At 64.1% G+C, this 22,725-nt stretch carries 28 protein-coding genes; 11 read left to right on the top strand and 17 right to left on the bottom strand.

Annotation, left to right across the window (positions count from 1 at the left end; genetic code table 11):
• Window positions 1–85 precede the first annotated feature (85 nt).
• Entirely contained in the window at window positions 86–1,261 is a 1,176-nt protein-coding gene (locus MHM97_RS01235; RefSeq protein ID WP_239318738.1) for an acetyl-CoA C-acetyltransferase, read from the top strand.
• 221 nt (window positions 1,262–1,482) lie between these two features.
• Window positions 1,483–2,205, top strand: coding sequence for an acetoacetyl-CoA reductase (gene phbB / locus MHM97_RS01230; protein WP_239318737.1), 723 nt, complete (start codon window positions 1,483–1,485; stop codon window positions 2,203–2,205).
• Window positions 2,206–2,291: 86 nt separating this feature from the next.
• Here phbB and MHM97_RS01225 read toward each other — a convergent pair whose 3' ends face one another.
• Entirely contained in the window at window positions 2,292–2,456 is a 165-nt protein-coding gene (locus tag MHM97_RS01225) for a hypothetical protein (protein WP_239318736.1), read from the bottom strand.
• Between the two features lie 112 nt (window positions 2,457–2,568).
• On the opposite strand from MHM97_RS01225, the gene MHM97_RS01220 reads away from it, so the two are divergent.
• Entirely contained in the window at window positions 2,569–3,507 is a 939-nt protein-coding gene (locus MHM97_RS01220; RefSeq protein ID WP_239318735.1) for a transcriptional regulator GcvA, read from the top strand.
• Between the two features lie 6 nt (window positions 3,508–3,513).
• Window positions 3,514–4,377: an aromatic amino acid exporter YddG gene (gene yddG, locus MHM97_RS01215; protein ID WP_239318734.1), complete on the top strand. Its 864-nt coding sequence runs from the start codon at window positions 3,514–3,516 to the stop codon at window positions 4,375–4,377.
• A 196-nt stretch (window positions 4,378–4,573) separates the two neighbouring features.
• On the opposite strand, the gene MHM97_RS01210 is transcribed toward yddG, so the two are convergent.
• From MHM97_RS01210 to MHM97_RS01200, 3 genes are all read right to left on the bottom strand, one after another.
• The gene (locus MHM97_RS01210) at window positions 4,574–4,741 is read right to left on the bottom strand and encodes a YdcH family protein (protein ID WP_239318732.1); all 168 of its coding nucleotides are present in this window, start codon (window positions 4,739–4,741) and stop codon (window positions 4,574–4,576) included.
• Window positions 4,742–4,972: 231 nt separating this feature from the next.
• Window positions 4,973–5,752, bottom strand: coding sequence for a tRNA1(Val) (adenine(37)-N6)-methyltransferase (locus tag MHM97_RS01205; RefSeq protein WP_239318730.1), 780 nt, complete (start codon window positions 5,750–5,752; stop codon window positions 4,973–4,975).
• Window positions 5,745–5,966 carry a putative signal transducing protein gene (locus MHM97_RS01200; RefSeq protein ID WP_239318727.1) on the bottom strand — a complete coding sequence of 74 codons (222 nt, stop codon included), beginning with the start codon at window positions 5,964–5,966 and terminating at the stop codon, window positions 5,745–5,747. Before MHM97_RS01200 ends, MHM97_RS01205 begins: the two co-directional genes overlap by 8 nt.
• Window positions 5,967–6,023: 57 nt before the next feature.
• Between MHM97_RS01200 and MHM97_RS01195 the strand changes: the two genes are divergently transcribed.
• On the top strand, window positions 6,024–7,022 hold the full coding sequence (locus tag MHM97_RS01195) for a polyprenyl synthetase family protein (protein WP_239318726.1): 999 nt from the start codon (window positions 6,024–6,026) through the stop codon (window positions 7,020–7,022).
• Window positions 7,023–7,067: 45 nt separating this feature from the next.
• On the opposite strand, the gene MHM97_RS01190 is transcribed toward MHM97_RS01195, so the two are convergent.
• From MHM97_RS01190 to soxR, 4 genes are all read right to left on the bottom strand, one after another.
• On the bottom strand, window positions 7,068–7,892 hold the full coding sequence (locus MHM97_RS01190; RefSeq protein ID WP_239318725.1) for a 4-(cytidine 5'-diphospho)-2-C-methyl-D-erythritol kinase: 825 nt from the start codon (window positions 7,890–7,892) through the stop codon (window positions 7,068–7,070).
• A complete protein-coding gene (locus MHM97_RS01185) occupies window positions 7,879–9,597 on the bottom strand; it encodes a tetratricopeptide repeat protein (protein WP_239318724.1) in 1,719 nt (572 codons plus the stop codon). Before MHM97_RS01185 ends, MHM97_RS01190 begins: the two co-directional genes overlap by 14 nt.
• A gap of 123 nt (window positions 9,598–9,720) precedes the next feature.
• Window positions 9,721–11,370 carry an electron transfer flavoprotein-ubiquinone oxidoreductase gene (locus MHM97_RS01180; protein ID WP_239318723.1) on the bottom strand — a complete coding sequence of 550 codons (1,650 nt, stop codon included), beginning with the start codon at window positions 11,368–11,370 and terminating at the stop codon, window positions 9,721–9,723.
• A 235-nt stretch (window positions 11,371–11,605) separates the two neighbouring features.
• On the bottom strand, window positions 11,606–12,061 hold the full coding sequence (gene soxR / locus MHM97_RS01175; RefSeq protein ID WP_239318721.1) for a redox-sensitive transcriptional activator SoxR: 456 nt from the start codon (window positions 12,059–12,061) through the stop codon (window positions 11,606–11,608).
• A 152-nt stretch (window positions 12,062–12,213) separates the two neighbouring features.
• Between soxR and MHM97_RS01170 the strand changes: the two genes are divergently transcribed.
• From MHM97_RS01170 to MHM97_RS01155, 4 genes are all read left to right on the top strand, one after another.
• Complete coding sequence (locus MHM97_RS01170) at window positions 12,214–12,594, top strand: VOC family protein (RefSeq protein ID WP_239318719.1); 381 nt, start codon at window positions 12,214–12,216, stop codon at window positions 12,592–12,594.
• A 312-nt stretch (window positions 12,595–12,906) separates the two neighbouring features.
• Complete coding sequence (greA, locus tag MHM97_RS01165) at window positions 12,907–13,377, top strand: transcription elongation factor GreA (RefSeq protein ID WP_239318717.1); 471 nt, start codon at window positions 12,907–12,909, stop codon at window positions 13,375–13,377.
• A 38-nt stretch (window positions 13,378–13,415) separates the two neighbouring features.
• Window positions 13,416–14,447, top strand: a complete 1,032-nt coding sequence (locus tag MHM97_RS01160; protein ID WP_239318716.1) for a hypothetical protein — start codon at window positions 13,416–13,418, stop codon at window positions 14,445–14,447.
• Between the two features lie 28 nt (window positions 14,448–14,475).
• Complete coding sequence (locus MHM97_RS01155) at window positions 14,476–14,988, top strand: GNAT family N-acetyltransferase (RefSeq protein ID WP_239318715.1); 513 nt, start codon at window positions 14,476–14,478, stop codon at window positions 14,986–14,988.
• A 236-nt stretch (window positions 14,989–15,224) separates the two neighbouring features.
• On the opposite strand, the gene MHM97_RS01150 is transcribed toward MHM97_RS01155, so the two are convergent.
• The 6 genes from MHM97_RS01150 to MHM97_RS01125 all read right to left on the bottom strand — a co-directional run bounded on the left by MHM97_RS01150 (window position 15,225) and on the right by MHM97_RS01125 (window position 19,876).
• Complete coding sequence (locus tag MHM97_RS01150) at window positions 15,225–16,484, bottom strand: molybdopterin-binding protein (RefSeq protein WP_239318714.1); 1,260 nt, start codon at window positions 16,482–16,484, stop codon at window positions 15,225–15,227.
• A complete protein-coding gene (locus MHM97_RS01145) occupies window positions 16,484–17,293 on the bottom strand; it encodes a molybdopterin guanine dinucleotide synthesis (RefSeq protein WP_239318713.1) in 810 nt (269 codons plus the stop codon). Before MHM97_RS01145 ends, MHM97_RS01150 begins: the two co-directional genes overlap by 1 nt.
• 20 nt (window positions 17,294–17,313) lie before the next feature.
• Complete coding sequence (gene mobB / locus MHM97_RS01140) at window positions 17,314–17,805, bottom strand: molybdopterin-guanine dinucleotide biosynthesis protein B (RefSeq protein WP_239318712.1); 492 nt, start codon at window positions 17,803–17,805, stop codon at window positions 17,314–17,316.
• Entirely contained in the window at window positions 17,802–18,440 is a 639-nt protein-coding gene (gene mobA / locus MHM97_RS01135; RefSeq protein WP_239318711.1) for a molybdenum cofactor guanylyltransferase MobA, read from the bottom strand. The genes mobB and mobA overlap by 4 nt, the downstream gene beginning before the upstream one ends.
• Window positions 18,437–18,895 (bottom strand): hypothetical protein, encoded by a 459-nt coding sequence (locus tag MHM97_RS01130; protein ID WP_239318710.1) that lies wholly within the window; start codon window positions 18,893–18,895, stop codon window positions 18,437–18,439. The genes mobA and MHM97_RS01130 overlap by 4 nt, the downstream gene beginning before the upstream one ends.
• Before the next feature lie 99 nt (window positions 18,896–18,994).
• Window positions 18,995–19,876 carry a formate dehydrogenase accessory sulfurtransferase FdhD gene (locus MHM97_RS01125; RefSeq protein WP_370645664.1) on the bottom strand — a complete coding sequence of 294 codons (882 nt, stop codon included), beginning with the start codon at window positions 19,874–19,876 and terminating at the stop codon, window positions 18,995–18,997.
• Between the two features lie 55 nt (window positions 19,877–19,931).
• On the opposite strand from MHM97_RS01125, the gene MHM97_RS01120 reads away from it, so the two are divergent.
• Entirely contained in the window at window positions 19,932–20,657 is a 726-nt protein-coding gene (locus tag MHM97_RS01120; protein ID WP_239318708.1) for an AzlC family ABC transporter permease, read from the top strand.
• A 2-nt stretch (window positions 20,658–20,659) separates the two neighbouring features.
• A complete protein-coding gene (locus MHM97_RS01115) occupies window positions 20,660–21,004 on the top strand; it encodes an AzlD domain-containing protein (RefSeq protein WP_239318706.1) in 345 nt (114 codons plus the stop codon).
• Between the two features lie 98 nt (window positions 21,005–21,102).
• Here MHM97_RS01115 and MHM97_RS01110 read toward each other — a convergent pair whose 3' ends face one another.
• From MHM97_RS01110 to MHM97_RS01100, 3 genes are all read right to left on the bottom strand, one after another.
• A complete protein-coding gene (locus MHM97_RS01110) occupies window positions 21,103–21,726 on the bottom strand; it encodes a hypothetical protein (protein ID WP_239318704.1) in 624 nt (207 codons plus the stop codon).
• Between the two features lie 56 nt (window positions 21,727–21,782).
• A complete protein-coding gene (locus tag MHM97_RS01105) occupies window positions 21,783–21,917 on the bottom strand; it encodes an aa3-type cytochrome c oxidase subunit IV (RefSeq protein WP_239318702.1) in 135 nt (44 codons plus the stop codon).
• Between the two features lie 329 nt (window positions 21,918–22,246).
• Complete coding sequence (locus tag MHM97_RS01100; RefSeq protein ID WP_239318698.1) at window positions 22,247–22,708, bottom strand: DUF6173 family protein; 462 nt, start codon at window positions 22,706–22,708, stop codon at window positions 22,247–22,249.
• Window positions 22,709–22,725: the final 17 nt, after the last annotated feature.

Below are 22,725 nucleotides of genomic sequence, written 5' to 3'. Positions count from 1 at the left end.
GGGAGGAGACGTCGCACGATCCGGGTGACGCTTTACACACCCCGGCGCGTCGGCATTTCCGCATTTAGTGCAGAGGACTGACCGAATGACCAACGTAGTAATCGCATCCGCCGCGCGTACCGCCGTCGGCAGCTTTGGCGGCGCGTTCGCCAATACGCCCGCCCATGATCTGGGCGCCGCCGTGCTGGAGGCCGTCGTGGCCCGCGCCGGCATCGACAAATCCGAGGTCTCGGAAACCATCCTCGGCCAGGTTCTGACCGCAGCCCAGGGCCAGAACCCCGCCCGTCAGGCCCATATCAACGCGGGCCTGCCGCAGGAAAGCGCTGCCTGGGGCATCAACCAGGTCTGCGGTTCGGGTCTGCGTGCTGTTGCACTGGGCGCCCAGCACATTCAGCTGGGAGATGCGTCCATCGTCGCCGCAGGCGGTCAGGAAAACATGACGCTCTCCCCCCATGCCGCCAACCTGCGCGCGGGGCACAAGATGGGCGACATGCAATATATCGACACGATGATCCGCGACGGGCTGTGGGACGCTTTCAACGGCTATCACATGGGCCAGACCGCCGAAAACGTCGCCGCAAAATGGCAAATCTCCCGCGACATGCAGGATGAATTCGCCGTGGCCTCGCAGAACAAGGCCGAAGCGGCACAGAAGGCGGGCAAATTCGCCGATGAGATCGCCGCCTTTGTCGTCAAGCACCGCAAGGGCGACATCACCGTGGATCAGGACGAATACATCCGCCACGGCGCCACCATCGAGGCGATGCAGAAACTGCGCCCCGCCTTTGCCAAGGACGGCTCGGTGACCGCGGCCAATGCCTCCGGTCTGAACGACGGCGCCGCCGCCACCCTTCTGATGAGCGCCGATGAGGCCGAGAAGCGCGGCATCGAACCGCTGGCGCGCATTGCGTCCTATGCGACGGCCGGCCTCGACCCCTCCGTGATGGGCGTCGGCCCGATCTATGCGTCGCGCAAGGCGCTGGACAAGGCCGGCTGGACTGTGGACGACCTCGATCTGGTCGAAGCCAACGAAGCCTTTGCCGCCCAGGCCTGCGCCGTGAACAAGGACATGGGCTGGAACCCGGAGATCGTGAACGTCAACGGCGGCGCCATCGCCATCGGCCACCCGATCGGCGCATCGGGCTGCCGCGTCCTGAACACGCTGCTGTTTGAAATGAAACGCCGCGGCGCGAAAAAAGGCCTCGCGACGCTCTGCATCGGGGGCGGCATGGGCGTCGCCATGTGCGTGGAGCGCCCGTAAAAAGCTCAGTCCTGATTGGAATATCGGCAATTTTGGGGGCGTCTTCGGACGCCCCTTTGTTTTTCGTTCCCCCGTTACAATCTCCGGTTTAGTGTGGGGGCACGGCCTGAGGCGTGGCGCAATTCTGCAAGCGCAAAATGGTTACGAAATTTTATTGCCACTTGGCGCAGCGCCATGCAATAAGATTACAAAGTGAAGTAAAGAAGTTGGAGGACCCTCACATGGCTCGTATTGCCCTTGTTACCGGCGGATCGCGCGGTATCGGCGCCGCTATTTCCAAGACTCTTCAGGCGCAAGGCTGTCAGGTCGCCGCAACCTATGCCGGCAACGATGCCGCAGCTGCACAGTTCACCGAGGAAACCGGGATCAAGACCTACAAGTGGAACGTGGCCAGCTATGAGGAAAGCAAGGCCGGGATCAAACAGGTCGAGGCGGAGCTTGGCCCCATCGACATCGTTGTCGCCAACGCCGGCATCACCCGCGATGCGCCGTTTCACAAGATGCAGCCCGAACAATGGCAGCAGGTGATCGACACCAACCTGACCGGCGTGTTCAACACGGTACATCCGGTCTGGCCCGGCATGCGCGAGCGGGGTTTTGGCCGCGTTGTGGTGATCTCGTCGATCAATGGCCAAAAGGGGCAGTTTGCACAGGTCAACTATGCCGCCACCAAGGCCGGCGACCTCGGCATCGTGAAATCGCTGGCCCAGGAAGGTGCGGCCAAGGGCATCACCGCCAACGCGGTCTGCCCCGGCTATATCGCGACGGAAATGGTGATGGCGGTGCCCGAGAAAGTGCGCGATGCGATCATCGGACAGATCCCCACCGGGCGTCTGGGCGAACCCGAAGAAATCGCCCGCTGCGTCGGGTTCCTCGCCTCGGACGAGGCCTCGTTTATCAACGGCTCCACGATTTCCGCAAACGGTGGCCAGTTCTTCGTCTGATCATCTGGGTTTCGCAACGCTATGAACAGAGCAAGGGCCGGTTCGTGATGAACCGGCCCTTCTCTCATCCCGTAAGGGCCTGTTGGTCAGCTCGCGCGCGCTGAGGTCCAGCGGGAAACCCGATACCCCGAAGCCGGTGCACGGCGGCGGGCAAAGATCCATGAGAGCGCATCGCGCAGGACCTGCGCACGCGCGTCGTGGGCCTGGGCCATGCCCTGTTTCACTTCGGCTGTTGCAGTATATTCAATCATCCTGGCCACCTTTCGGTTTAGCGTCTCTGTTGTGTCCTCAATATGCGCATTTGTTGGATTGACGACAAACGAGAGTTTTGCGAGCTTCGGTTAAGTTATTCTTGGGTGAACCGTGACCGACCGCCTGCCCCCGCTCACCGCTTTGCGCGCCTTTGACGCAGCTGCCCGACATATGTCCTTTGCCAAGGCGGCGGAGGAGTTGAATGTGACTCCGGCCGCCTTGTCGTTTCAGATCAAATCGCTGGAGGCGCATCTGGGCGCGCCGCTGTTTCACCGCCTCAATCGTGCGGTGGAATTGACCGAGGCCGGGGCGGCGCTGGCATCGGGCGCGGACGCGGGGTTTCAGGCCCTGAGCGCGGCCTGGCGACAGGCGCAGCGGGTGCTGGACACCACCTCGCTGACGGTGACGGCGGGGCCGGCGCTGACGGCAAAATGGCTGGCGCCGCGGCTCTATGATTTTGCCCGCAGCCATCCCGACATCGATCTGCGCCTGTCGGCGGGGTTGCGGGTGGTGGACCTGCGCCGCGACAGCGTCGATGTGGCGATCCGATTCGGCTATGGCGTTGACGAGGATCTCGTATCGCAACCCGCGCGCCCGGAGTGGCTGACCCCGGTGATGACGCCGGAGCTCTATGAGCGGTTTCCCACCCCCGAAAGCCTGCGTGAAGCGCCGCTGATCTATGATGACAGCATCAGCTTTCTCAGCCCCGCTTGCGACTGGCCTGCATGGTTTCGCGCCTTGGGGCTGGCGTTCACGCCGGGCCATGGCACCCATTTCTCGCACGCGGATCACGCCATTGATGCCGCCTGCGCCGGGCTGGGCGTCGCGCTGGGACGGCGCCCGATGATTATCAAGGATGTGCAGGAAGGCCGCCTTGTGGCGCCGTTCAAGATCGCGATCGAGACCGAGGCCCGGTTTCGGTTCCTGTGCCTGCCCAGCACCCAGGATCGCCCGCAGATCCGGGCATTTCGCGAATGGTTCTTTGCAGAGATCGAGAAAACTGCACATATGTGGGACGATTTTCAAATCATCCCGATCAAGGATCTCTGACGCCCCATGCCCCGCACCCGCGCCACCGCCATTGGATTTGTCGCTGTTCTCCTCTGGGCGCTTCTGGCGCTGCTGACGGTTGGCTCCAGCCCGACGCCACCGCTGATGCTGAATGCGATCTGCTTTACCATTGGTGGGGTGATCGGGCTGATCTGGGTTCAGATGACCGACAGTTGGGCCCAGCTGCGCCGGGTGCCGCTGCGGGTCTATGCCTTTGGCTCGATCGGGGTGTTCGGCTATCACGCGCTTTATTTTTCGGCGCTGCGGGCGGCGCCGGCGGCCGAGGCCGGGCTGATCGCGTACCTCTGGCCGCTGCTGATCGTGCTGTTTTCCGGCCTGCTGCCCGGCGAGCGGCTGCGCGGGGGGCATTTCCTCGGGGCGCTCTTGGGGTTTGCCGGGGCGGCCTGCATCATCACCGGAGGCGGTGACGGGTTTCAGGCGCAATATCTGCCCGGCTACGGCCTTGCCTTTCTGTGTGCGCTGTTCTGGTCCAGCTATTCGGTCGGCTCTCGCCTGATGGGGCATGCGCCCACGGCATCGGTTGCGGTGTTCTGCCTGCTCAGTGCCATTGCATCCGGCGTGCTGCATCTGCTGGTGGAAGAGACCGTCTGGCCCCTCGGCCTGTTGGGCTGGAGCTCGACCCTGCTCCTGGGTCTCGGTCCCGTGGGGCTGGCGTTCTACGTCTGGGACATCGGCGTCAAACAGGGCGACATTCAGATGCTGGGCACCAGTTCCTATGCCGCGCCGCTGCTGTCGACACTGATTCTGGTGGCAGCGGGGATCGCCGCGCCCTCCTGGGGCCTGGCACTGGCGGCGCTGCTGATCACCGGCGGAGCCCTTCTGGCCGCGCGGGCCTCCGTCACCGCCTGAGCGGGCGGCACATCCTACGCGCCGGAGGCGCAGACCGGCATATTTGCCTTTCTCAAATAGAAAAGGACCTCGCGCTTGGCGAGGCCCTTCATCCTGTCACTGACCGGGACCGGTTGGGATACAGCCCCTAGGCGGCCCGTCATCGGATACTGTGGATCGGTCTTATGCAGGTGCAGAGAACCGATCTGCCGCGCCGCTATGCGTGGGAGAGACGCTCGATCTCGTCCTTCAGGCGCAGTTTCTCTTTTTTCATGGATTTGACTTGGAGGCGGTCTGTGGCCGGGGATTTCTCCGCTCGTTCCACTTCAAAGCTCAGATGCTCGTGCTTCTTCTTCAGTTCGGTGAGATGCGAGCTGAGGCTCATGTCATTCCTCCTTTTCAAAGCTTGATGCCAACAACATGGGGATTGGAGCATGGATCTTTCAACCTGTCACGCCGCAGACGCACAATTCAGAACGGTTCTTTTGTGCAAATTGCAACTTTTGGCTAAAACCCGCTCATCCAGCCCCACCTGCGGGCAGCCACATTCGGCTTTGCCTATTCAAAAGCACAAAGATAGCGCAAATCTTCGACCCGCTGCGGAGCGATCGGTGATTCAGCGTTGCGGCCAGGGCAAGGCGGCTCCGTCGCGCAAGACGGCAGTGACCTCCGCGCTGTAGTCGGCGCCGTCGCGTTCGTGCCGCGCGCCGGCATGCAACACCAGCGGTGCATGCAGGCGAAAGGCGGCCCGCCCGCCTTTTCGTGCGCGCAGGATCACCAGCTCCGCCCCGCGCCCCACCCTGGGCGCCAGCGGCAGCACCTCCAGCGCGCCCAGTCGCCCGGCAGCGGCGGCCAGCATGTCGGGCAGACGATCCGCGCGCTGGATCATATGCAGATACCCTTTGGGCGTCAGCCGCCGAGCGGCAGTGTCGATCCAGACCGCCAGCGGGGTTGCCTCGCCCAGGGCCGTCCGCCGCCCGGCGTCCTGCGCCGGGCTATGGGCGCCGGCACGGTAATAGGGCGGGTTGGCGATCACGTGGTCAAAGCTCTGCTGGCGCAGCCTATCCGGCAGCTGTTCGAGATCCGCACAGACGACCTCCGCCGCGATACCATTGGCAGCGGCATTTTGGCGCGCCAGTTCCGCATAGGGGGGTTGCAGCTCGACCCCGGTGAGGGTCAGCGCCTCCACCCGCGCCCCAAGGCAGAGAAACGCCTGCCCCGCGCCGCAGCCCAGCTCCAGCACCGATTGTCCCGGACGCGCGGCAACACTGGCCGCCAGCAGCACCGGATCCACCCCGGCACGATAGCCTGTCCGGGGCTGGGCAAGGGTGAGGCGCCCCCCGAGGAAGCCATCATGGCTGAGGTCGGTGTCGGAAAACACCGCCGGGTCAGTCACGGTCCGACACCGGCAGATCGTTGTCGCGCATCACCACGCGCGCCTCTGCCAGATCATCGGGATGCACCAGCAGGCGACGCGGAAAAATCCCGATGCCCCCTTCAAGAACGCTCATATTTACGTCCATTTCAAAGCAGTCTATACCCTCCCCGTTAAGAAGGGCGGTGGCAAAGGCCATGATCGTCGGATCGGTGCTGCGCAGAACTTCCTTCATATCCATGGATCTAAGGGCAAGACCGGGGTCTTGTCGAGCCTATCAGTCGGGAATGTGATGAACCAGGTGATGACGCAGAAGCCCCATGAATTGCTGGCCGCCACCCTTGCGGAGGAACTGGAGGCCGTGAACCGGCTGATCCGCGAGCGGATGGCCTCGGAACATGCCCCCCGCATCCCCGAAGTGACCGCGCATCTGGTCGAGGCCGGCGGCAAGCGGCTGCGCCCGATGCTGACGCTCGCAGCGGCACGGATGTGCGGCTACACCGGCGACCACCACCTGAAGCTGGCGGCGACGGTCGAATTCATCCATACCGCTACGCTGCTGCATGACGATGTGGTCGACGAAAGCGCCCAGCGTCGCGGCCGCCCCACCGCCAACCTGCTGTGGGACAACAAAAGCTCGGTTCTGGTGGGCGACTACCTCTTTGCGCGCAGCTTCCAGCTGATGGTGGATACCGGATCGCTGCGGGTGCTGGACATCCTCGCCAATGCCTCGGCGACCATTGCCGAGGGCGAAGTGCTGCAGATGACGGCAGCGACCGATCTGGCCACCACCGAAGAGATCTACCTCCAGGTGGTGCGCGGCAAGACGGCAGCGCTGTTCTCGGCCGCCACCGAAGTGGGCGGCGTCATCGCGGACGCGCCCGAAGCGCAGGTGCAGGCGCTGTTTGACTATGGTGACGCGCTTGGAATTGCGTTCCAGATCGCCGATGACCTGCTGGATTATCAGGGCGACACCACAAAGACCGGCAAGAACATCGGCGACGATTTCCGCGAACGCAAACTGACGCTGCCGGTGATCAAGGCGATTGCCGAGGCCACCGATGAGGAGCGCGCCTTCTGGCAGCGCACCATCGCCAAGGGCCGGCAGCAGGACGGTGATCTGGAGCATGCGCTGGAACTGATGGCAAAATACGCCACGCTGGAAGCAACACGCGCGGATGCCTTTGGCTGGGCGGAAAAGGCAAAATCCGCGCTTGCGGTCCTGCCGGAGCACCCCATTCGCAGCATGCTGATCGATCTGGCCGATTACGTGGTGTCGCGTCTGAACTGACCGCACGGGTCAGGCGGGCTGCCGGGCTCGCCGGGCCGGGGCGGTTCAGGTCAGTTCGGTCGCCACGCACCACCACTCGGGATGTTCTGCGCCGATCTCATAGGCGGCGAAATGCGCGGCCTTCATGCTGGGATAGAGCGCAAAACAGGTCGACCCCGACCCCGACATCCGCGCCATCAGCGCATCGCGGGTGCCGCGCAGATCGCTCAATACCCGGTCGATCTGCGGCGCGACCTGGATCGCCGCCGGCTCCAGATCGTTGCGCTGCGCCTCCAGCCAGGCGGCGCAGTCTCCGCTGCCGTCAAACAGCGGCACCTCTGCGGGCATCGGGGGATTGTCGCGTGACGCAAGCGCCGAGAACACGGCCCCCGTGGGCACTTCGACGCCGGGATTGACCAGCAACGCCGGCAGGCGTGGCAAGGCGACGGCCGTGATCTCCTCTCCGATGCCCTGCATCCGCGCCGCCGCAGCGGCCATGCAGACCGGGACATCCGCCCCCAGCGAGAGCGGCAGAGCGTCGGGAAACGTCCCCCCCTGCTCTGTCAGGGCCTTTAGCAGGGCCGCCGCATCCGAAGACCCGCCCCCGATACCGGCCCCATGCGGCAGGGATTTCTCCAGCGCGATCCGCCCGGTCCACCCGGCGCCCTCTGCCGCGCGCCACACGAGGTTGCGCGCATCCTCCGGCACGCCGGGGGCAAACAGCCCCGACACCGCCAACGACAGCTCTGGACCGGGGGTCAGACGCAGGTGGTCCCCCACGTCCGCAAACGCCACCAGACTGTCGAGCAGATGATAGCCATCGCCGCGACGGCCGGTGACATGCAGGGTGAGGTTGACCTTGGCCGGGGCAAAGACCTCAGCTGTCGTCATTGGCCACCTGCAAGGGGGCCGCGCCTTCTTCGGCCAGAACCACATCCAGGCCAACTTCCAGCTTGCGGCGGATACGTTCCGGGTCGGCTTCGGCGTTGGTGTCTTCGGGATCGACGAAGGACAGGGCGCGCTTCCACTGGAATTCGGCCTCCAGCTTGCGACCCACGGCCCAGTAGACATCCCCCAGATGATCGTTGACCACCGGATCCACCGGCATCAGCTCCACCGCGCGTTCCATATGCCCGACAGCCGCCGCGTAATCTCCGAGCCGGTAGAGCACCCAGCCGAGGCTGTCGACGATATAGCCGCTGTCGGGGCGCGCGGCGACCGCGCGTTCGATCATCGCCAGCGCCTCGTCCAGCTTTTCCTGACGCTCCACCAGCGAATATCCGAGGTAGTTCAGCACCTGCGGCTGGTCCGGGTCGATCTCGAGCGCGGCGCGGAAATCGGCCTCCGCCGCGTCCCATTCCTGCAACCGCTCGTGGCAGATGCCGCGCGCATAGAGCAGGAACCAGCGATTGGGGGCGTCCTCCTCGCTGAGGTCGAGCGCCCGATTGTAGGCCGCCACGGCACCGGCATAGTCCTCCTGCTGGCGCATCAGATCGCCCAGGTCGATGTGCACGGCGATGTGCTGCGGGAAATCGCGCACCAGCTGTTCCAGCACCTCCTGTGCCGCCTGCGGATTGGCCGACCGGCGCAGGGCCTCGGCCCGGCCCAGTTCGGCGGCGTGGAAATCGGAATGATCGCGCGGCACTTTCTTGTAGGTGGCGATCGACAGCTCGTAGCGGCCCATCTGATCCAGCAGCCCGGCGCTGAGCAGGATCGCGTCCACATGCGCGGGGCTGAGGGTCGCGGCCATGCGCGCATACATCAGCACATAGTCGCTCGCGGCCTCGCCCGACAGCGCCTGCCCGAGGCTGAAGAACACCTCGGCCATGCCATCGCGGGGCGTTGGCGCGATCGAGAACGCCAGCGTTTCACCGGTGGCGAGACGGTCTGCAAGATCCGTCAGCGCGGGATCGAACCCGGCGCCGAAACTGTCCACCAGCACCTCGAGCGCCTGCTCATTGCGGCCAAGCTGCGACAGGATCTGCACCCGGGCAATGGCAGCGCGGCGGGAGGAGCGGCCCAATTGGCCCTCATTTGCGGCCAGCAGCTCCTCGGCGCCCTCGTAATCGCCGACAGAGGCCAGTGCCAGCGCCTTGTGATAGAGCGCAAAGAAACGTAGCCCGTCCTGCCCGGCCACCGCATCGAACTGGGTCAGCGCATCTGACACCGCGCCGTTGCCCATGTAGGCCCATGCGTCCAGCAGACCGTCGACCAGCGGGCTGATTTCGAATTGTTGCGCATCACGCGCCAGCAATCCGGCGTAATCCTCCTCAAGCGCGAGGTTGCCGGCCATGACGATATTGGCGACCTGGCTGCGCACGCCGGCCTCCCACATCCGCTGCGCCACCGGCAGGGCGGATTTCACGTTGCCCAGCGCCAGCTGCGCGTAGACGAGGTTCTCCATCAGGGTGACGTTCTGCGGGTCGCGCACCAGCGCGCGGGTGTAATATTTGGCCGAGGCGGCAAAATCGCTGTCGTAGGTCGCGGCCCGCCCGGCCAGGTAAGCCCCGGCCAGCCCGTCCGCCACCGCCATCGGGCCAGTGGTCAACAAAAGCGCGGCGGCGCAGGTCAGGGAACGGAGATAGGATACGGGCACGAAGGGGCCTCCAGAGCAGGATCACAACAATCTGGATCGGAGCGTAGACGCCAGCCCTGCAATGCGCAATGGGGCGCCCCGCAGGCGCCCCATCAAAGTGATCACGAATGGCATATCTGCCGGTTACATGTTCGGATAGTTGGGTCCATCCCCGCCCTGCGGCGTGGTCCAGTTGATGTTCTGGCTCGGGTCCTTGATGTCGCAGGTCTTGCAGTGGACGCAGTTCTGGAAGTTGATGACGAACTCGGCCTTGCCGTCCTTTTCGACCACTTCATAGACCCCTGCCGGGCAGTAGCGCTGCGCGGGTTCGTCGAACTTCGGCAGGTTGACGGAGATCGGCGTGTCCTTGTTGCCCAGCCGCAGGTGGCAGGGCTGGCTTTCCTCGTGGTTGGTCGCCGCAAAGGACACGTTGGTCAGGCGATCAAAGGACAACACGCCATCGGGCTTGGGATAGTCGATGGGCTTGTGCTGTTCGGCCGGTTCCGTCGCCTCGGCATCGTTCTTGCCGTGACCCAGCGTGCCAAAGAGAGACAGGCCAAAGAGGTTGTTGGTCCACATGTCCAGACCACCCAGCGCCAGCGAGGCGGTGAGACCCCATTTGGACCACATCGGTTTGACGTTGCGCACCATCTTGAGATCTTTGCCGATGGCACCATTGCGCACCTCCGCCTCATAGGCGGTCAGCTCCTGATCGGTGGTGTCGGCCTTGATCATCTCATAGGCCGCTTCGGCTGCGGCCTTGCCGGACAGCATGGCGTTGTGGTTGCCCTTGATGCGCGGCACGTTGACCATGCCCGCGGAACAGCCCAGCAGCGCGCCGCCCGGGAAGGTCAGTTTCGGCATCGACTGATAACCGCCCTCGGTGATTGCGCGGGCGCCGTAAGCGACGCGTTTGCCGCCTTTCAAAAGCTCCGCCACCATCGGGTGATGCTTGAAGCGTTGGAACTCCATGTAGGGATAGAGATGCGGGTTCTTGTAGTTGAGGTGCACCACAAAGCCCACATAGACCTGATTGTTATCCAGGTGATAGATGAAGGAGCCACCGCCGGCGTTGGAATTCAGCGGCCAGCCCATGGTGTGGGTGACGGAGCCTTCCTTGTGCTTGGCGGGGTCGATCTCCCAGATTTCCTTCATGCCGACGCCGTATTTCTGCGGCTCCTTGCCGTCAGAGAGACCGTATTTGGCGATGACTTCTTTCGACAGCGAGCCGCGCACGCCCTCGGAGAGGAAGACGTATTTGCCGTGCAGCTCCATCCCCGGTTCGGTGTTGGGGCCGTAGGAACCATCTTCTTCGAGGCCAAAGACACCCGCGACCACGCCTTTGACTTCGCCCTTGTCGCCATAGACCAGCTCGGAGCAGGCCATGCCGGGGAAGATCTCGACGCCCAGCTCCTCGGCCTGTTCCGCCATCCAGCGGCAGACATTGCCCATGGAGACGATGTAGTTTCCGTGGTTGTTCATCAGGGGCGGCATCGGCGCGTTGGGGATGCGGATCTGACCCGCCTCGCCCAGCATGTAGAAATTGTCGTCCTTGACAGCGACGTTCAGCGGCGCGCCCTTTTCCTTCCAGTCGGGCATCAGCGCATCGAGACCGCAGGGGTCCAGAACCGCGCCAGACAGGATATGCGCGCCGACCTCGGAGCCCTTCTCCAGCACCACGACGTCCAGATCGGCGTCGAGTTGCTTGAGGCGGATCGCGGCCGACAGACCGGCAGGACCGGCCCCGACGATCACAACGTCGTATTCCATTGCTTCGCGTTCAATCTCGGCCATTCGGCGTGCTCCTTGGCTATCGTGCGGACCTGCGCGTCTGGTCCTTGGCTGGTTGGCGCAATGTGACTGCGCTGGCGGTGTGGCGCAACATTCTTGCGCGGTTGCTTAGCGGGTGCAGCATGGAGAGGTCAATCCATACCCTACGTAGGTTCCCTGACAGACCCGGAAAATACCCCCTTGGCGCGCCGGTTTTCGTCACCCGAGACGCGAATAACGGCGTGAATCGACAGGAGTGTCAAGTTTCGGGCCGATCTCCCATCAGATATCGTGGTCCCTGGCCCTTTTTGGCGGCCCGGTCCTCTGCATTATAAAGCGCACAGGTGGGCAAAGACAGGCAGCCGCAGCCAATACAGCCATCCAGATCGTCGCGCAGTTTTTCAAGCGTTGCGATTCGCGCGTCCAGATGGCTGCGAAACCCCGCCGACAGGCGCGACCAGTCGTCCTTGGTCGGGGTGCGCTTGTTGGGCAGGCTTTGCAGCTGCTCGCGAATTTCAGGCAAGGTGAAGCCGAATTTCTGCGCGATCATGATAAAGCTCAGCCGCCGAATGTCGGCGCGATGAAACCGACGCTGACCGCCTGCATTGCGCCAGGGCTCCAACAGGCCCTGCGCCTCGTAATAGCGAATGGCCGACACCGCGAGGCCGGTGCGCTCGGCCAGATATCCGATCGACAGTCCATGGGGGGCGGGCATGCGGTAGATCCTTCCGTAGCTGGTGGGCTGGGCGACGGGCCAATCATGGGGCCGGGCAAAAAACGCAGGGATCGGCCAGAAACCTCTTGAGCTAAAGTTAGGTTTAGAAATTATCACGGATGGAGGCAAGACATATGGAAGGAGCCTCCGCGATGACTGCAACGCTCGAACACGCCAATATCTGCGTCAGCGATCCCGACAAGACCGCCGCATGGATGGAAAAAATCTTTGGCTGGCACATCCGCTGGCAAGGGCCGGCCCTGAACGGTGGCTACACCGTACACGTGGGGTCCAAGGACAGCTACCTCGCGCTCTATGCGCCCGCCGAGGGTCTGGCCGACCCGACCCCGCGCTATTCCAGCAAGGGCGCGCTCAACCATCTTGCGGTCGTGGTCGAGGATCTCGATGCCGCCGAAGCGGCGGTGAAGGCGGCCGGCTACACGCCAAAAAGCCATGCGGATTATGAACCAGGACGCCGGTTCTATTTCCTCGACGAAGAGGGGGTGGAGTATGAGCTCGTTGAGTATGATTGACCTTCTGTTCCTGGCCGCAAACGGACCGCGCGGGTTACGGGACTTCGGCCCCGCGCGGCGACATCGGGCGCGGCCTCCACGGCCTCCCAGTCTGACCGGGCCGCTGCCGCCGAGGCCCCGCTGGCTGCGTTAAACACCCGCAGCAAACAGCAAAAGCCCGCACATCCCGCGCAGCCCCCCTTGCAATTGCATCCATGATTGGGTCAGGTATTTGCCAACACGACGGCTCGCCCCGCTGCTCCTCGCGGCGGGGCGGTGGCGTTCAAGAGACATGAAACAACAAAAGAACGAACCACGAAAGCGGACAAGACCATGGACAAGATCCCGATGACGCCGACGGGCTTTCAGGCGCTGGAAGCGGAACTTAAGAATCTCAAGAGCGTGGAGCGCCCGGCCATCATTCAGGCCATTGCCGAGGCCCGCGAGCTGGGCGATCTGTCGGAAAACGCCGAATACCACTCCGCCCGTGAAAAGCAGTCCTTTATCGAGGGCCGTATCAAGGAGCTCGAAGGCGTGCTGTCGCTGGCCGATGTGATCGATCCGGCGAAACTGTCGGGCGCGATCAAGTTCGGCGCCAAGGTCACCGTGGTGGACGAGGACACCGACGAAGAGAAGACCTGGCAGATCGTGGGTGAGCACGAGGCCAATATCGAGGCGGGTCTGCTGAATGTGAAATCCCCCATCGCGCGCGCCTTGATCGGCAAGGAAGAAGGCGACAGTGTAGAGGTGCGCACCCCGGGCGGGGATCGTGCCTATGAGATTCTCAAGATCACCTACGCCTAGGCAAAACCAAGCACACAGAGGGACATAGCGGGCAGGACATGACCACCGATCCCAGCCAGAAGGACCAGCCCTCTGCCGCCCGGCAGGCCGGTATGGCATTGCCGGAACTGGAGAGCAGTTCCCGGACGCCGCTTGGCCTGCCCGAGCTGGCGGCGCTGGCGCTGGCGGTGCTCTGGGTGCTGGTCATCCTTGCGGTCTATGTGCTGGCGCCCGACATGGCGCTGTCGACCGAGTGGAACGCGCCCTTGGTGCGGGTGCTTGCGGTGATGATGCCGGTGCTGATGCTGCTGGTGGCCGCAATCGCGCTGCGGTCGGCCCGGATCATGCGCGAAGAGACGGATCGCCTGCATGCGGCGATTTCCAGCCTGCGTCATATGTATCTGGCCCATACCCAGGCGGCGGCCGCGGTGTCCGAGCCCTCGGTGACCAAGAAGCTGGAAGAGATCGCTGAAACCGCCCGCAAGACGGAGACGGTTCTGGCCACCTTCCAGTCCACCCGCCGCACGCCGGAACGGCTGGCGATTCCGTCCAAGGCGATGGAGGCGGTGGCCGAACAGGGATCGCTGGAGCTGGGCACCTCTGCCGAGGACATGTCGCCGCCCCTGTCCAATGAGCATTTCATCCGGGCGCTGAACTTCCCGGAGTCGGCTGAGGATGAGGATGGCTTTGTCTCCCTGCGCCTTGCGCTGAAGGACCGCCACGCGGCGCAGGTGATCCGCGCCGCCCAGGATGTGCTGACCCTGCTGAGCCAGGAAGGCATCTACATGGATGACCTGCGCCCCGACCGTGCCCGCCCCGACATCTGGCGTCAGTTTGCCAATGGCGCGCGCGGACGCGCGGTCGCGGCGCTTGGCGGGGTGCGGGACCGGTCATCGCTGGCGCTGTCGTCGGCGCGGATGAAGCAGGACCCGCTGTTTCGCGACAGTGCCCACCACTTCCTGCGCCGTTTCGACCAGATGTTCACCCGGTTTGAGGCGGAGGCGACCGATACGGAGATCTCCGCCCTGAGCGACACCCGCACCGCCCGTGCGTTCATGCTCCTGGGGCGTGTTGCGGGCACCTTCGACTGATGCGCAGCACGTTTGGGGCTGCGGACGCATGACCCTGCGCCCGGCCCGCGCCGAGGATGCCTCAAGCCTTGCGGCCCTGTCGCTGGAGGTCTGGATCAGCACGTATCTGCGCCGGGGCATCAACGCGCATTTTGCGGATTATGTGCTGTCAGAATTTACGCCGGCCCGAATGGCGGCATTGATCGACGCGCCGGATCACAGCATCATCGTCTCACAGAACCAGGATGGCATTGATGGCTACATCCGGATGTCGCACCGCTGTCCGGACCCGCTGGCAGGCCACCACCAGACCGAAATCGCCACGCTCTACGTGCAGCCGCGTCATCATGGCAAGGGCATTGGCCGCGCGCTCTTGTCAGCCGGCATGCGGGCTGTACAGGAGGCGGGAGCTGCCTCGGTCTGGCTCACCACCAACTCTGAGAATGCGCCCGCCATCGCCTTCTACCGCGCTCAGGGCTTTGAGCGGATCGGCATCACGCAGTTTTGCATTGAGGATCAGGCCTATCAAAACGATGTTTTTGCGCGGGCGCTGAACCTCTGACGACATTGACCGGGGACGCAAGGACGGGGAAGCTCCCGCCCGTCACAACTGCATTATAAATGCAGCCGTTCCCGTTGGGCCCGGCGCGCCCTGCGGGCGCGGCCCGCGATTTACAGCGATAGGGGTCATTCAGGCGCGCCCCACAGCGCGCCCGCAGGGCGCGCTGCCGGGCCCAAACGGGGGTGGTGGCATCTGTGATGCCGCCGCGCTCGGCGGGAGCGCCCCCGCCCGCCCTGTCACCCCATGCCAAAGCTGGCGAAAGGGATAAATCGCACAGGATCCCCCGGCGCGATCTCGGCGGCCCCGTCGGGCAGCTCCACCAGACCCTCGGCCCAGCTGAGGCCCGAAATCCGGCCTGAGCCTTCGGATTTGAACACCTCCGCCCGTCCTGCCCGCATACGCGCGCGCAGATACTCCCGCCGCCCCGGCTTCTTGCGTTTTGCAAAGGCGGCTGGCACCTCGAACCCCTGCGGCTCTGCCCAACCGGCGCCAGCCATCAGCCCCATCGCGGGGCGGGCAAACACCAATGTACAGACCAGCGCCGCCACCGGATTGCCCGGCAGGCCAAAGACCGGCGTGCCCTGCCACATCCCCAGCGCCAGCGGGCGGCCCGGTTTCAGAGCGATGCGCCACTCCTGCATCGCGCCAGCCTCGCGCAGCAGAGCCGACACATGGTCCTCATCCCCGGCCGAGGCGCCACCGCTGGTCAAGATCACATCCGCCTGCGCGGCGGCCTGATCAAGCGCTGCGCCAAGCCCGGCGCGGTCATCTTTGATCCGCCCCATATCCACCGTCTCAAAACCGAACTGCCGCATCAGAGCCAGCAACATCGGACGGTTGGCATCGTAGATCTGCCCCAGACCTGCTGGCTCGCCGGGGTCCACCAGTTCATCGCCGGTGGAGATCACCGCCACCCGCAGAGGTTTGCGCACCAGAAGCTCTGCAAGCCCGGTGGCAGAGGCCAGCGCCAGATCCGCTGGGGTCAGCACCCGGCCTGCGGTCAGGATCACATCCCCTGCGGCCACATCCTCGCCCGCCTTACGGGTATTGGCCCCCGGTTTCAGCGGTCCGTTAAAGGCGACAGAGGCCCCATCCGTGCGCACGTCTTCCTCAAGGATCACCGTATCAACCCCCTCGGGCAGCGCCGCACCCGTCAGGATGCGGATTGCCTGTCCCGGCGGCACGACACCGTTAAACGGCACCCCGGCAGCGGCACGCCCTGCCACCAGCGGCATCACATGCGCTCCTTCGGGGCGCCCGCCGGCAAAGCCATAGCCATCCACCGCCGTATTGGGTTGCGGCGGGTTGGAACGCAGCGCAATTGCATCCTCGGCAAGGACACGCCCCAGCGCCTCGGACAAGGACACGGTCTCCGCCCCGGTCACCGGTCCCAGACGACCGCGCAACAATGCCAATGCCTCGTCCACGGGCGTCCAGTCCACCCCTTGCGGCAAAGCGAAACAATCATTGCTGAGAGGCGGTGGTGTGAGGGTCATCAGTCAGGCTCCACGGCGAAAATCCAGCCCTCTTCCAATGCGATGGGGGCGGTCACGTTCAGATATCGGTTCAGGTCTGCCACAGGGCGACGGGCGAGGTCCAGCGCCACGCTATGCACCTGCCAGGCGTCCTTGATCCACCCGTCGGGGGCCGGAGGGGTCGTGAGCGACGGCCAGATTTCCAACAGCGCGACCGGCGTATCGAGCGGCTCGAACGGCCAGACCGCCACATGGGGCGCAAACCCTGCGCGCAGGCGATGCAGCACCGGCAGGCCCATCATGACCTGCCCGCCAACCGCACCCACACCAGACATCTGCCAGCAGGTGAAGCTGCCCTTGGCGCTATGTTCCACCGCTCGACGATCTGCAAAGGGGTTGTGATAACGCACCTTGCGACGCGGCAGGCCGGGAATGTCACGCCTCAGCCCATTGCCCCAGAACGGACCCTGCCTCTGCGGTCCCGACCCAAGGCTCAGATTGATCTCACCTGCCAGATCAAAGCGATTGTTCGCCTTCGGTGCATCCTCGATCCGGTCAGCGAACCATTGCCACAGGGCCAGCGGGTCAGGCCTGCCCGTCATCTCCGCTGCAAAGCCTGCCGGGTAGCCAAACGGGAAATCGAACCCAAGCGCCACCCTGCGGCCCGCTGTCAGTTCGGTGTCGATCAGATCAGCCAGCCATTCCTGCGCCAACGCGCGATTGCGCAGGTAGACAGGGGCCTCAGCCGCGCCCCCGCGCGCCACGCAGACCCAGATGGCATCCTTGCGCGGACGCGGTCCGGTGTCGTTGCCCCCGGACCAATCCACCATGACAAACGTGTCAAAGCCCCTCAGAGCCCCAGCTCCGCCGCGATAAAATCGGCAATCGCCGCCGTGTCATCGAGATCAAAGACAGGACGATCAAGCTCCAGCGCCGTATCAGAGGCCACCGCGCGAATGGTCGGATCGTTTAGAGCGATCAGCGCCGTCGATGCCTCCGCCCTGTGCACTTCGATCTTTGGATGGGTCTCGCGCTTGTAGCCCTCGATCAGGATCAGGTCGACCGGCCGCATCCGGGCGAGGAGCTCCGTCAATGAGGGTTCCTGCGCGCCGCGCAACTCCTGCATGATGGCGACGCGATTGGGCGAGGCCAGCACCACCTCTGATGCACCCGCAACACGGTGGCGATGACTGTCCGTGCCGGTCTGGTCCACATCGGTGGCGTGATGGGCATGCTTGAGGGTCGAGACCGTGAGGCCACGTGCGGTGAACTCCGCCACCAATCGCTCCATCAGCCCGGTCTTGCCGTTGTTCTTCCAGCCCGTCACCCCATAGAGCTTCATCGCAGCAGACCTTCTGCCCGCGCCAGATCGTCGGGCGTGTTGACGTTGAAGAAGGGATCAAAGGGCTCCGCCTCAAACAGGGCTTCGCGTCCGTCGTGCTGGTCGGTCCACAGGACCACCTTGCGCAAACCGCCGGTGAGTGCCGCCCGCAGATCATCGCGCAGGGCAACCGGCCACAGACCAAACGTCGGGTGGCGGTTCACCCGCCCCTTGCCGCCGGATTTCAGCACCTCATCGCCGCTCTTGGGGGTGGTTGCCAGAACCAGCGGGTGGCGCTGCCCATCAGAGGCCGCGACCAGCCGCGCCACCAGATCATGCGGGAAAAACGGCGTATCAGCCGCCACCGTGACAATCGCCGCCGCCCCCTGTTCCGCCGCCCAATCGAGGCCCGCAAGAACCCCCGCCAGCGGACCCGCAAAGCCCTCGATACTGTCCGGGATGACCGGCAGCCCAAAGTTATCAAACCGCGCCCCGTCACCATTGGCGTTGAGCGCGATCTGACGCACTTGCGGTGACAACCGGTCGATGACTCGCGCCATCAGGCTCTGACCACCAAGGGACAAAAGCCCCTTATCACCGCCCCCCATCCGGGTCGCGAGGCCACCGGCAAGGATCACACCAAGGGGTTGGGTCATGTCACATTCTCCGTCCAAGGGTCAGGCCGCAGCAACATGGCTCCCGCCACACTGACGCCTAAGGCCATCCATAAAAATACCCACGTGAAAAAGTACCCAAACAGCACCACGACGAGCGCCTGCATCAAATAGACCGAAAGAGCCAAGCGCCGATAGGACTGCAGGGCCGACAACGCCTCTTGCGAGTGTTTCAGCTGTGGCGGTGGCCCCCAAAGCGTAAGCCGCCAAAACAATCTGCGATGCGAGTACTCTTGGCGAGCACCCAGTATCGGCACAATCGGGTTTCCACGTCGCCACCCAAGTGCGGCGCGGTGCTGCCATGAGGTCGTCTCCATTGCGCTAAAATAGCGCCCCAAGAGCGACTTCGTTTTCCACAAGATCGCAAGTGCAGAGAACCCGACCACGATCCACGCCATAAAACCGACAACGATCCATATCCCAAAATCACGTTCCATGGCTCACTTCCATCCACTCGCGGCGCACCCACAGCGGCACAGCCGCGACGCGCGCCGAGGGGCCTCGATGGCCCTGAGGCGCGCTGCCCCCCCGCGCGGTCAATCCGCACTCTTGCGGCGGTGTTTCTTGTCTTCTTCCGGCATCGCAGAGGGGTCCACATCGCGCGCCAGACGCTCCTCACCCGCCAAGCAGACAAACCTTTGCCCGCGCATCCGGCCGATCAGCGTCAACCCGACTTGCCGCGCGATCTCCACGCCCCAGGCAGTGAATCCAGACCGCGAGGCCAGCACCGGGATGCCCATCATCGCGGTCTTGATCACCATCTCCGAGGTCAGCCGCCCGGTGGTATAGAGGATCTTGTCCGATGCCTCTGCCCGCTCCGACAGCATCCAGCCTGCGATCTTGTCCACCGCATTGTGGCGCCCCACGTCCTCCATGTAGACCAGCGGGCGGTCCTCCCGACAGAGCACGGTGCCATGGATCGCACCTGCCTCCAGATAGAGCGAGGACGTGCGGTTGATCTCATGTGCAAGCGTATAGAGCCAGGATGTCTTCACCGGCGTTGCGGGCAGGGTCACGCCCTCCAGCCCCGCCATCATATCCCCAAAGACGGTGCCGACCGCGCAGCCCGAGGTGCGGGTCTTTTTCTGGAGCTTTTCTTCATGCGAGGTCTCGACCTCGGTGCGCACCACGACCGTCTCGACCTCTTCGTCGTAGTCGACGCGGGTCACGACATCCTCAGCGCTCAGCATGCCCTGGTTTTTCAGAAACCCCAGCGCCAGATACTCCGGGTAGTCGCCAATCGTCATCGCGGTGACGATCTCCTGCCGGTTCAGATAGATCGTGAGAGGGCGCTCCTCGACCACCGAAATCTCGGCCTCCTGGCCAAGATGATCAACGCCGGTGACCTTGCGCGTCAGACGCGGGTTGCCGGGATCCGGTGCAATACGGTATTCCGTTGCCACGTTAAGTTTTGCCAATTGCCAAGCGCCTCCAACCCGCGTAGCCATGTGAGGCATAACCTAAGGCCCCGTCATGCCAATCTCCACCGTGAAATCCGCCTTTTGGAAAGGCATGCGCGACAGCGCCCCGTTTGTGCTGGTCTCCGGCCCCTTTGGCCTGCTGTTCGGCGTGCTGGCCGCCGAGGCCGGGCTGAACGTCATCGAGGCGTTTTCCTTTTCGCTTGCGGTGTTTGCCGGCTCTGCCCAGTTCACCGCGCTCCAGTTGATGCAGGAACAAAGCCCGACGTTGATCGTGCTGATCTCCGCCCTCGCCGTGAACCTGCGGGTGGCGATGTATTCGGCCTCGCTCACGCCCTACCTGGGCGATGCACCGCTCTGGCAGCGGGCCTGTGCGGCCTATGTCACCGTGGATCAATCCTATGCTCTGTCGATGATCGAATTCGAACGCCGCGCCGACTGGGGCACGTCGGAACGGATGGCCTATTTCTTTGGCACCAACGGGCTGGTGGCGCCCTTCTGGATGGTGGCGACGATCACCGGCGCGCTGGTGGGGGCATCGGTGCCCGACAGTCTCGGGCTGGATTTTGTGCTGCCGATCGCCTTTCTGGCGATGATCGGGCCGATGCTGCGCACCCCGGCGCATGTTGTGGCCTGTTTCACCGCCTGTGCCGTCGCGCTGCCGGCGGCGATGCTGCCCTACAACCTCGGTCTGATCGTGGCCGGGCTGGCCGGGATGATGGCGGGGGCGCAGGCGGAACTGTGGTTCGAACGCCGCACCGCAACCAAGACGGAGGTATAGGCATGGCTGGGCCCGAAATGAGCTTTGATCGCAGCACGCTCTGGATTGTCATTGCCGGATTGGCGGTGGGCTCTTATGCGCTGCGCTTTGCCTTTATCGGGCTCGTCGGCAATCGCGCGATGCCCGCCTGGCTGATGCGGCACCTGCGCTATACCGCGGTGGCGATCATCCCGGCGCTGGTGGCACCGCTGGTGGTCTGGCCGGCGCCGACCGGGGGCACGCCGAGCTTGATCCACTTCGCAGCTGCCGCGCTCACCTTTGCAATTGCGGCGCTAACAAAGAACGTGCTTCTGGCGATGGTGTCCGGTGCCTGCAGCCTGTGGGTGCTGATGTATCTCACCGGCTGAGCCCGCCGGAGCGCTCAAGGGCCGTCTTGCAGCCCTGCAAACGGCGCTTTTGGACAGGCGGGCCTTAGGTTCTCTGGCTCAAAGGCACGGGCGCCCCATCAGCTGCCGGTATCTGCGTTCAGGCTGGCATTGCCCGCCTCCAGACCCGCAGAGAGATCCTCGCTGTCGTTTTCATAGTATTTGCCGGTCTCGACACCGGGAAACTGCGCGAATTGTTCCTGGAGTTTCACCGGATAATAGGTCACGTCGATGCCCTCGAAGCCCGGGACCTGGCGCAGGATCGACGAGGTCGCGTTGGCGCAGAACGCACCCGGGACGCGGCCATTGGTGGTGACCAGCTGATAGGCCATCTGGGCCTGCGCGGGCGTCAGCGCGACCTCCTGCGTCACCACATGAAAGGTCTCGCGCGCATGGGCGCTGCGATAGGCCTGGAACACGCGCGGGGAAATGCCAAACAGCACGTCCTGACGCTCCGGCACCACATCGGCGTAGAACGAGCCGGCCGGGTCAAAGATCACACGTTCGGAGGCATTCACCATCAGCGCCGTGTGTCCGCCCTGGCCGGTCCGGTTGTTCACCACCGTTATCAGCGTCATCGACGGCCCGCCCGCATCCCGATACCGCACCGCTGCGATCGTGTCGGGATCAGCGTCCGGACGTTGGGGCGCCGCGCATCCGGCAAGTGCCGCGCAGAGCGCAAGGATCAGGATCGGCTTGCGCATCGGACGGTGCTCCTGAATGTCGCGGCGAGATGGGGGGCTGGTCGGACGAGCAGAACTCAGGTTGCGAAGATCGCCAGGAACAGGGCAAAAACAACCAGCGCAATGCAGAAACGCGTGACGAAGGTCATGAAGCCCGCGTAGGTCTGTTCTTGAACGGTGGTATCCATGGTGCCGTGCTTGTGTTCAGCCATAACTGTGAAGTCCTGTTCGCATCTTCCTGTTGCACGTGGTGATACTGGATTTCAAAACGGCTGTCACCACCCCACGCACCGGACATGTTTCAAAACCACTGCGGCAACCAACCGCAGACCTGGCACCTCGTCAAAACCACAGCGGCAAGGGGCAACTCCCGCCCCTTTGTGCATGAGGCAGAGCCTCCCGCAAAAGCGTTGGGCCCGGCAGGGGCGGCGCCGAAGGCGCCGCCCCTGCCCCCCGGCGATTTGCAAAGCAAAGCGCAATCCCTCGATGACCGAACGGAACGGGCCGCCCATATTGTCCGGACTGACCCGGGCTCATCCCATCAGGCCTGATCTTCGAGCTCCGCCACCAGACGAAACCCGATCCGCTTGGCTGGCTCTTCCGGTTTGGGCTTGGGCATCGCCCGCAGGATCACGTTCAGCTGGCTCACATGCTGCACCAGCTGCGTTCGGGCGCCACGCGAATCGCTGCCGTAGAAGGTCACGATGTCCGGGTCAAAATACCCCATGCCCTCGATCCGCAGCACACCGGCATCGCCACCGGCAAACCCCATCGCCACCTCATGCTCGCCATCCAGCGTCTTCTCAAAGTTCTGGATGTAGAGGATCAGCCGTTCATAGGCCCAGCGCGCCGGGCTCTTCTGCTCTGGCGCGGGCACCTTCTGCATCGGGGCCGGCACATCCTTCAACGCCGCGGGCGCATCGGGATCCGTATGCACCTCGCGATGGCAGGGCAGCGCCGCCGCCTCTGCCGCCTCGGCGCTGGTGGAAATCTTGTCGTCCATTGGAAACGTCCTTGGGT

This window comes from Epibacterium sp. Ofav1-8, assembly GCF_022348185.1.
Lineage (GTDB): Bacteria > Pseudomonadota > Alphaproteobacteria > Rhodobacterales > Rhodobacteraceae > Epibacterium.
This window is presented reverse-complemented; position numbering and strand designations above follow the sequence as displayed.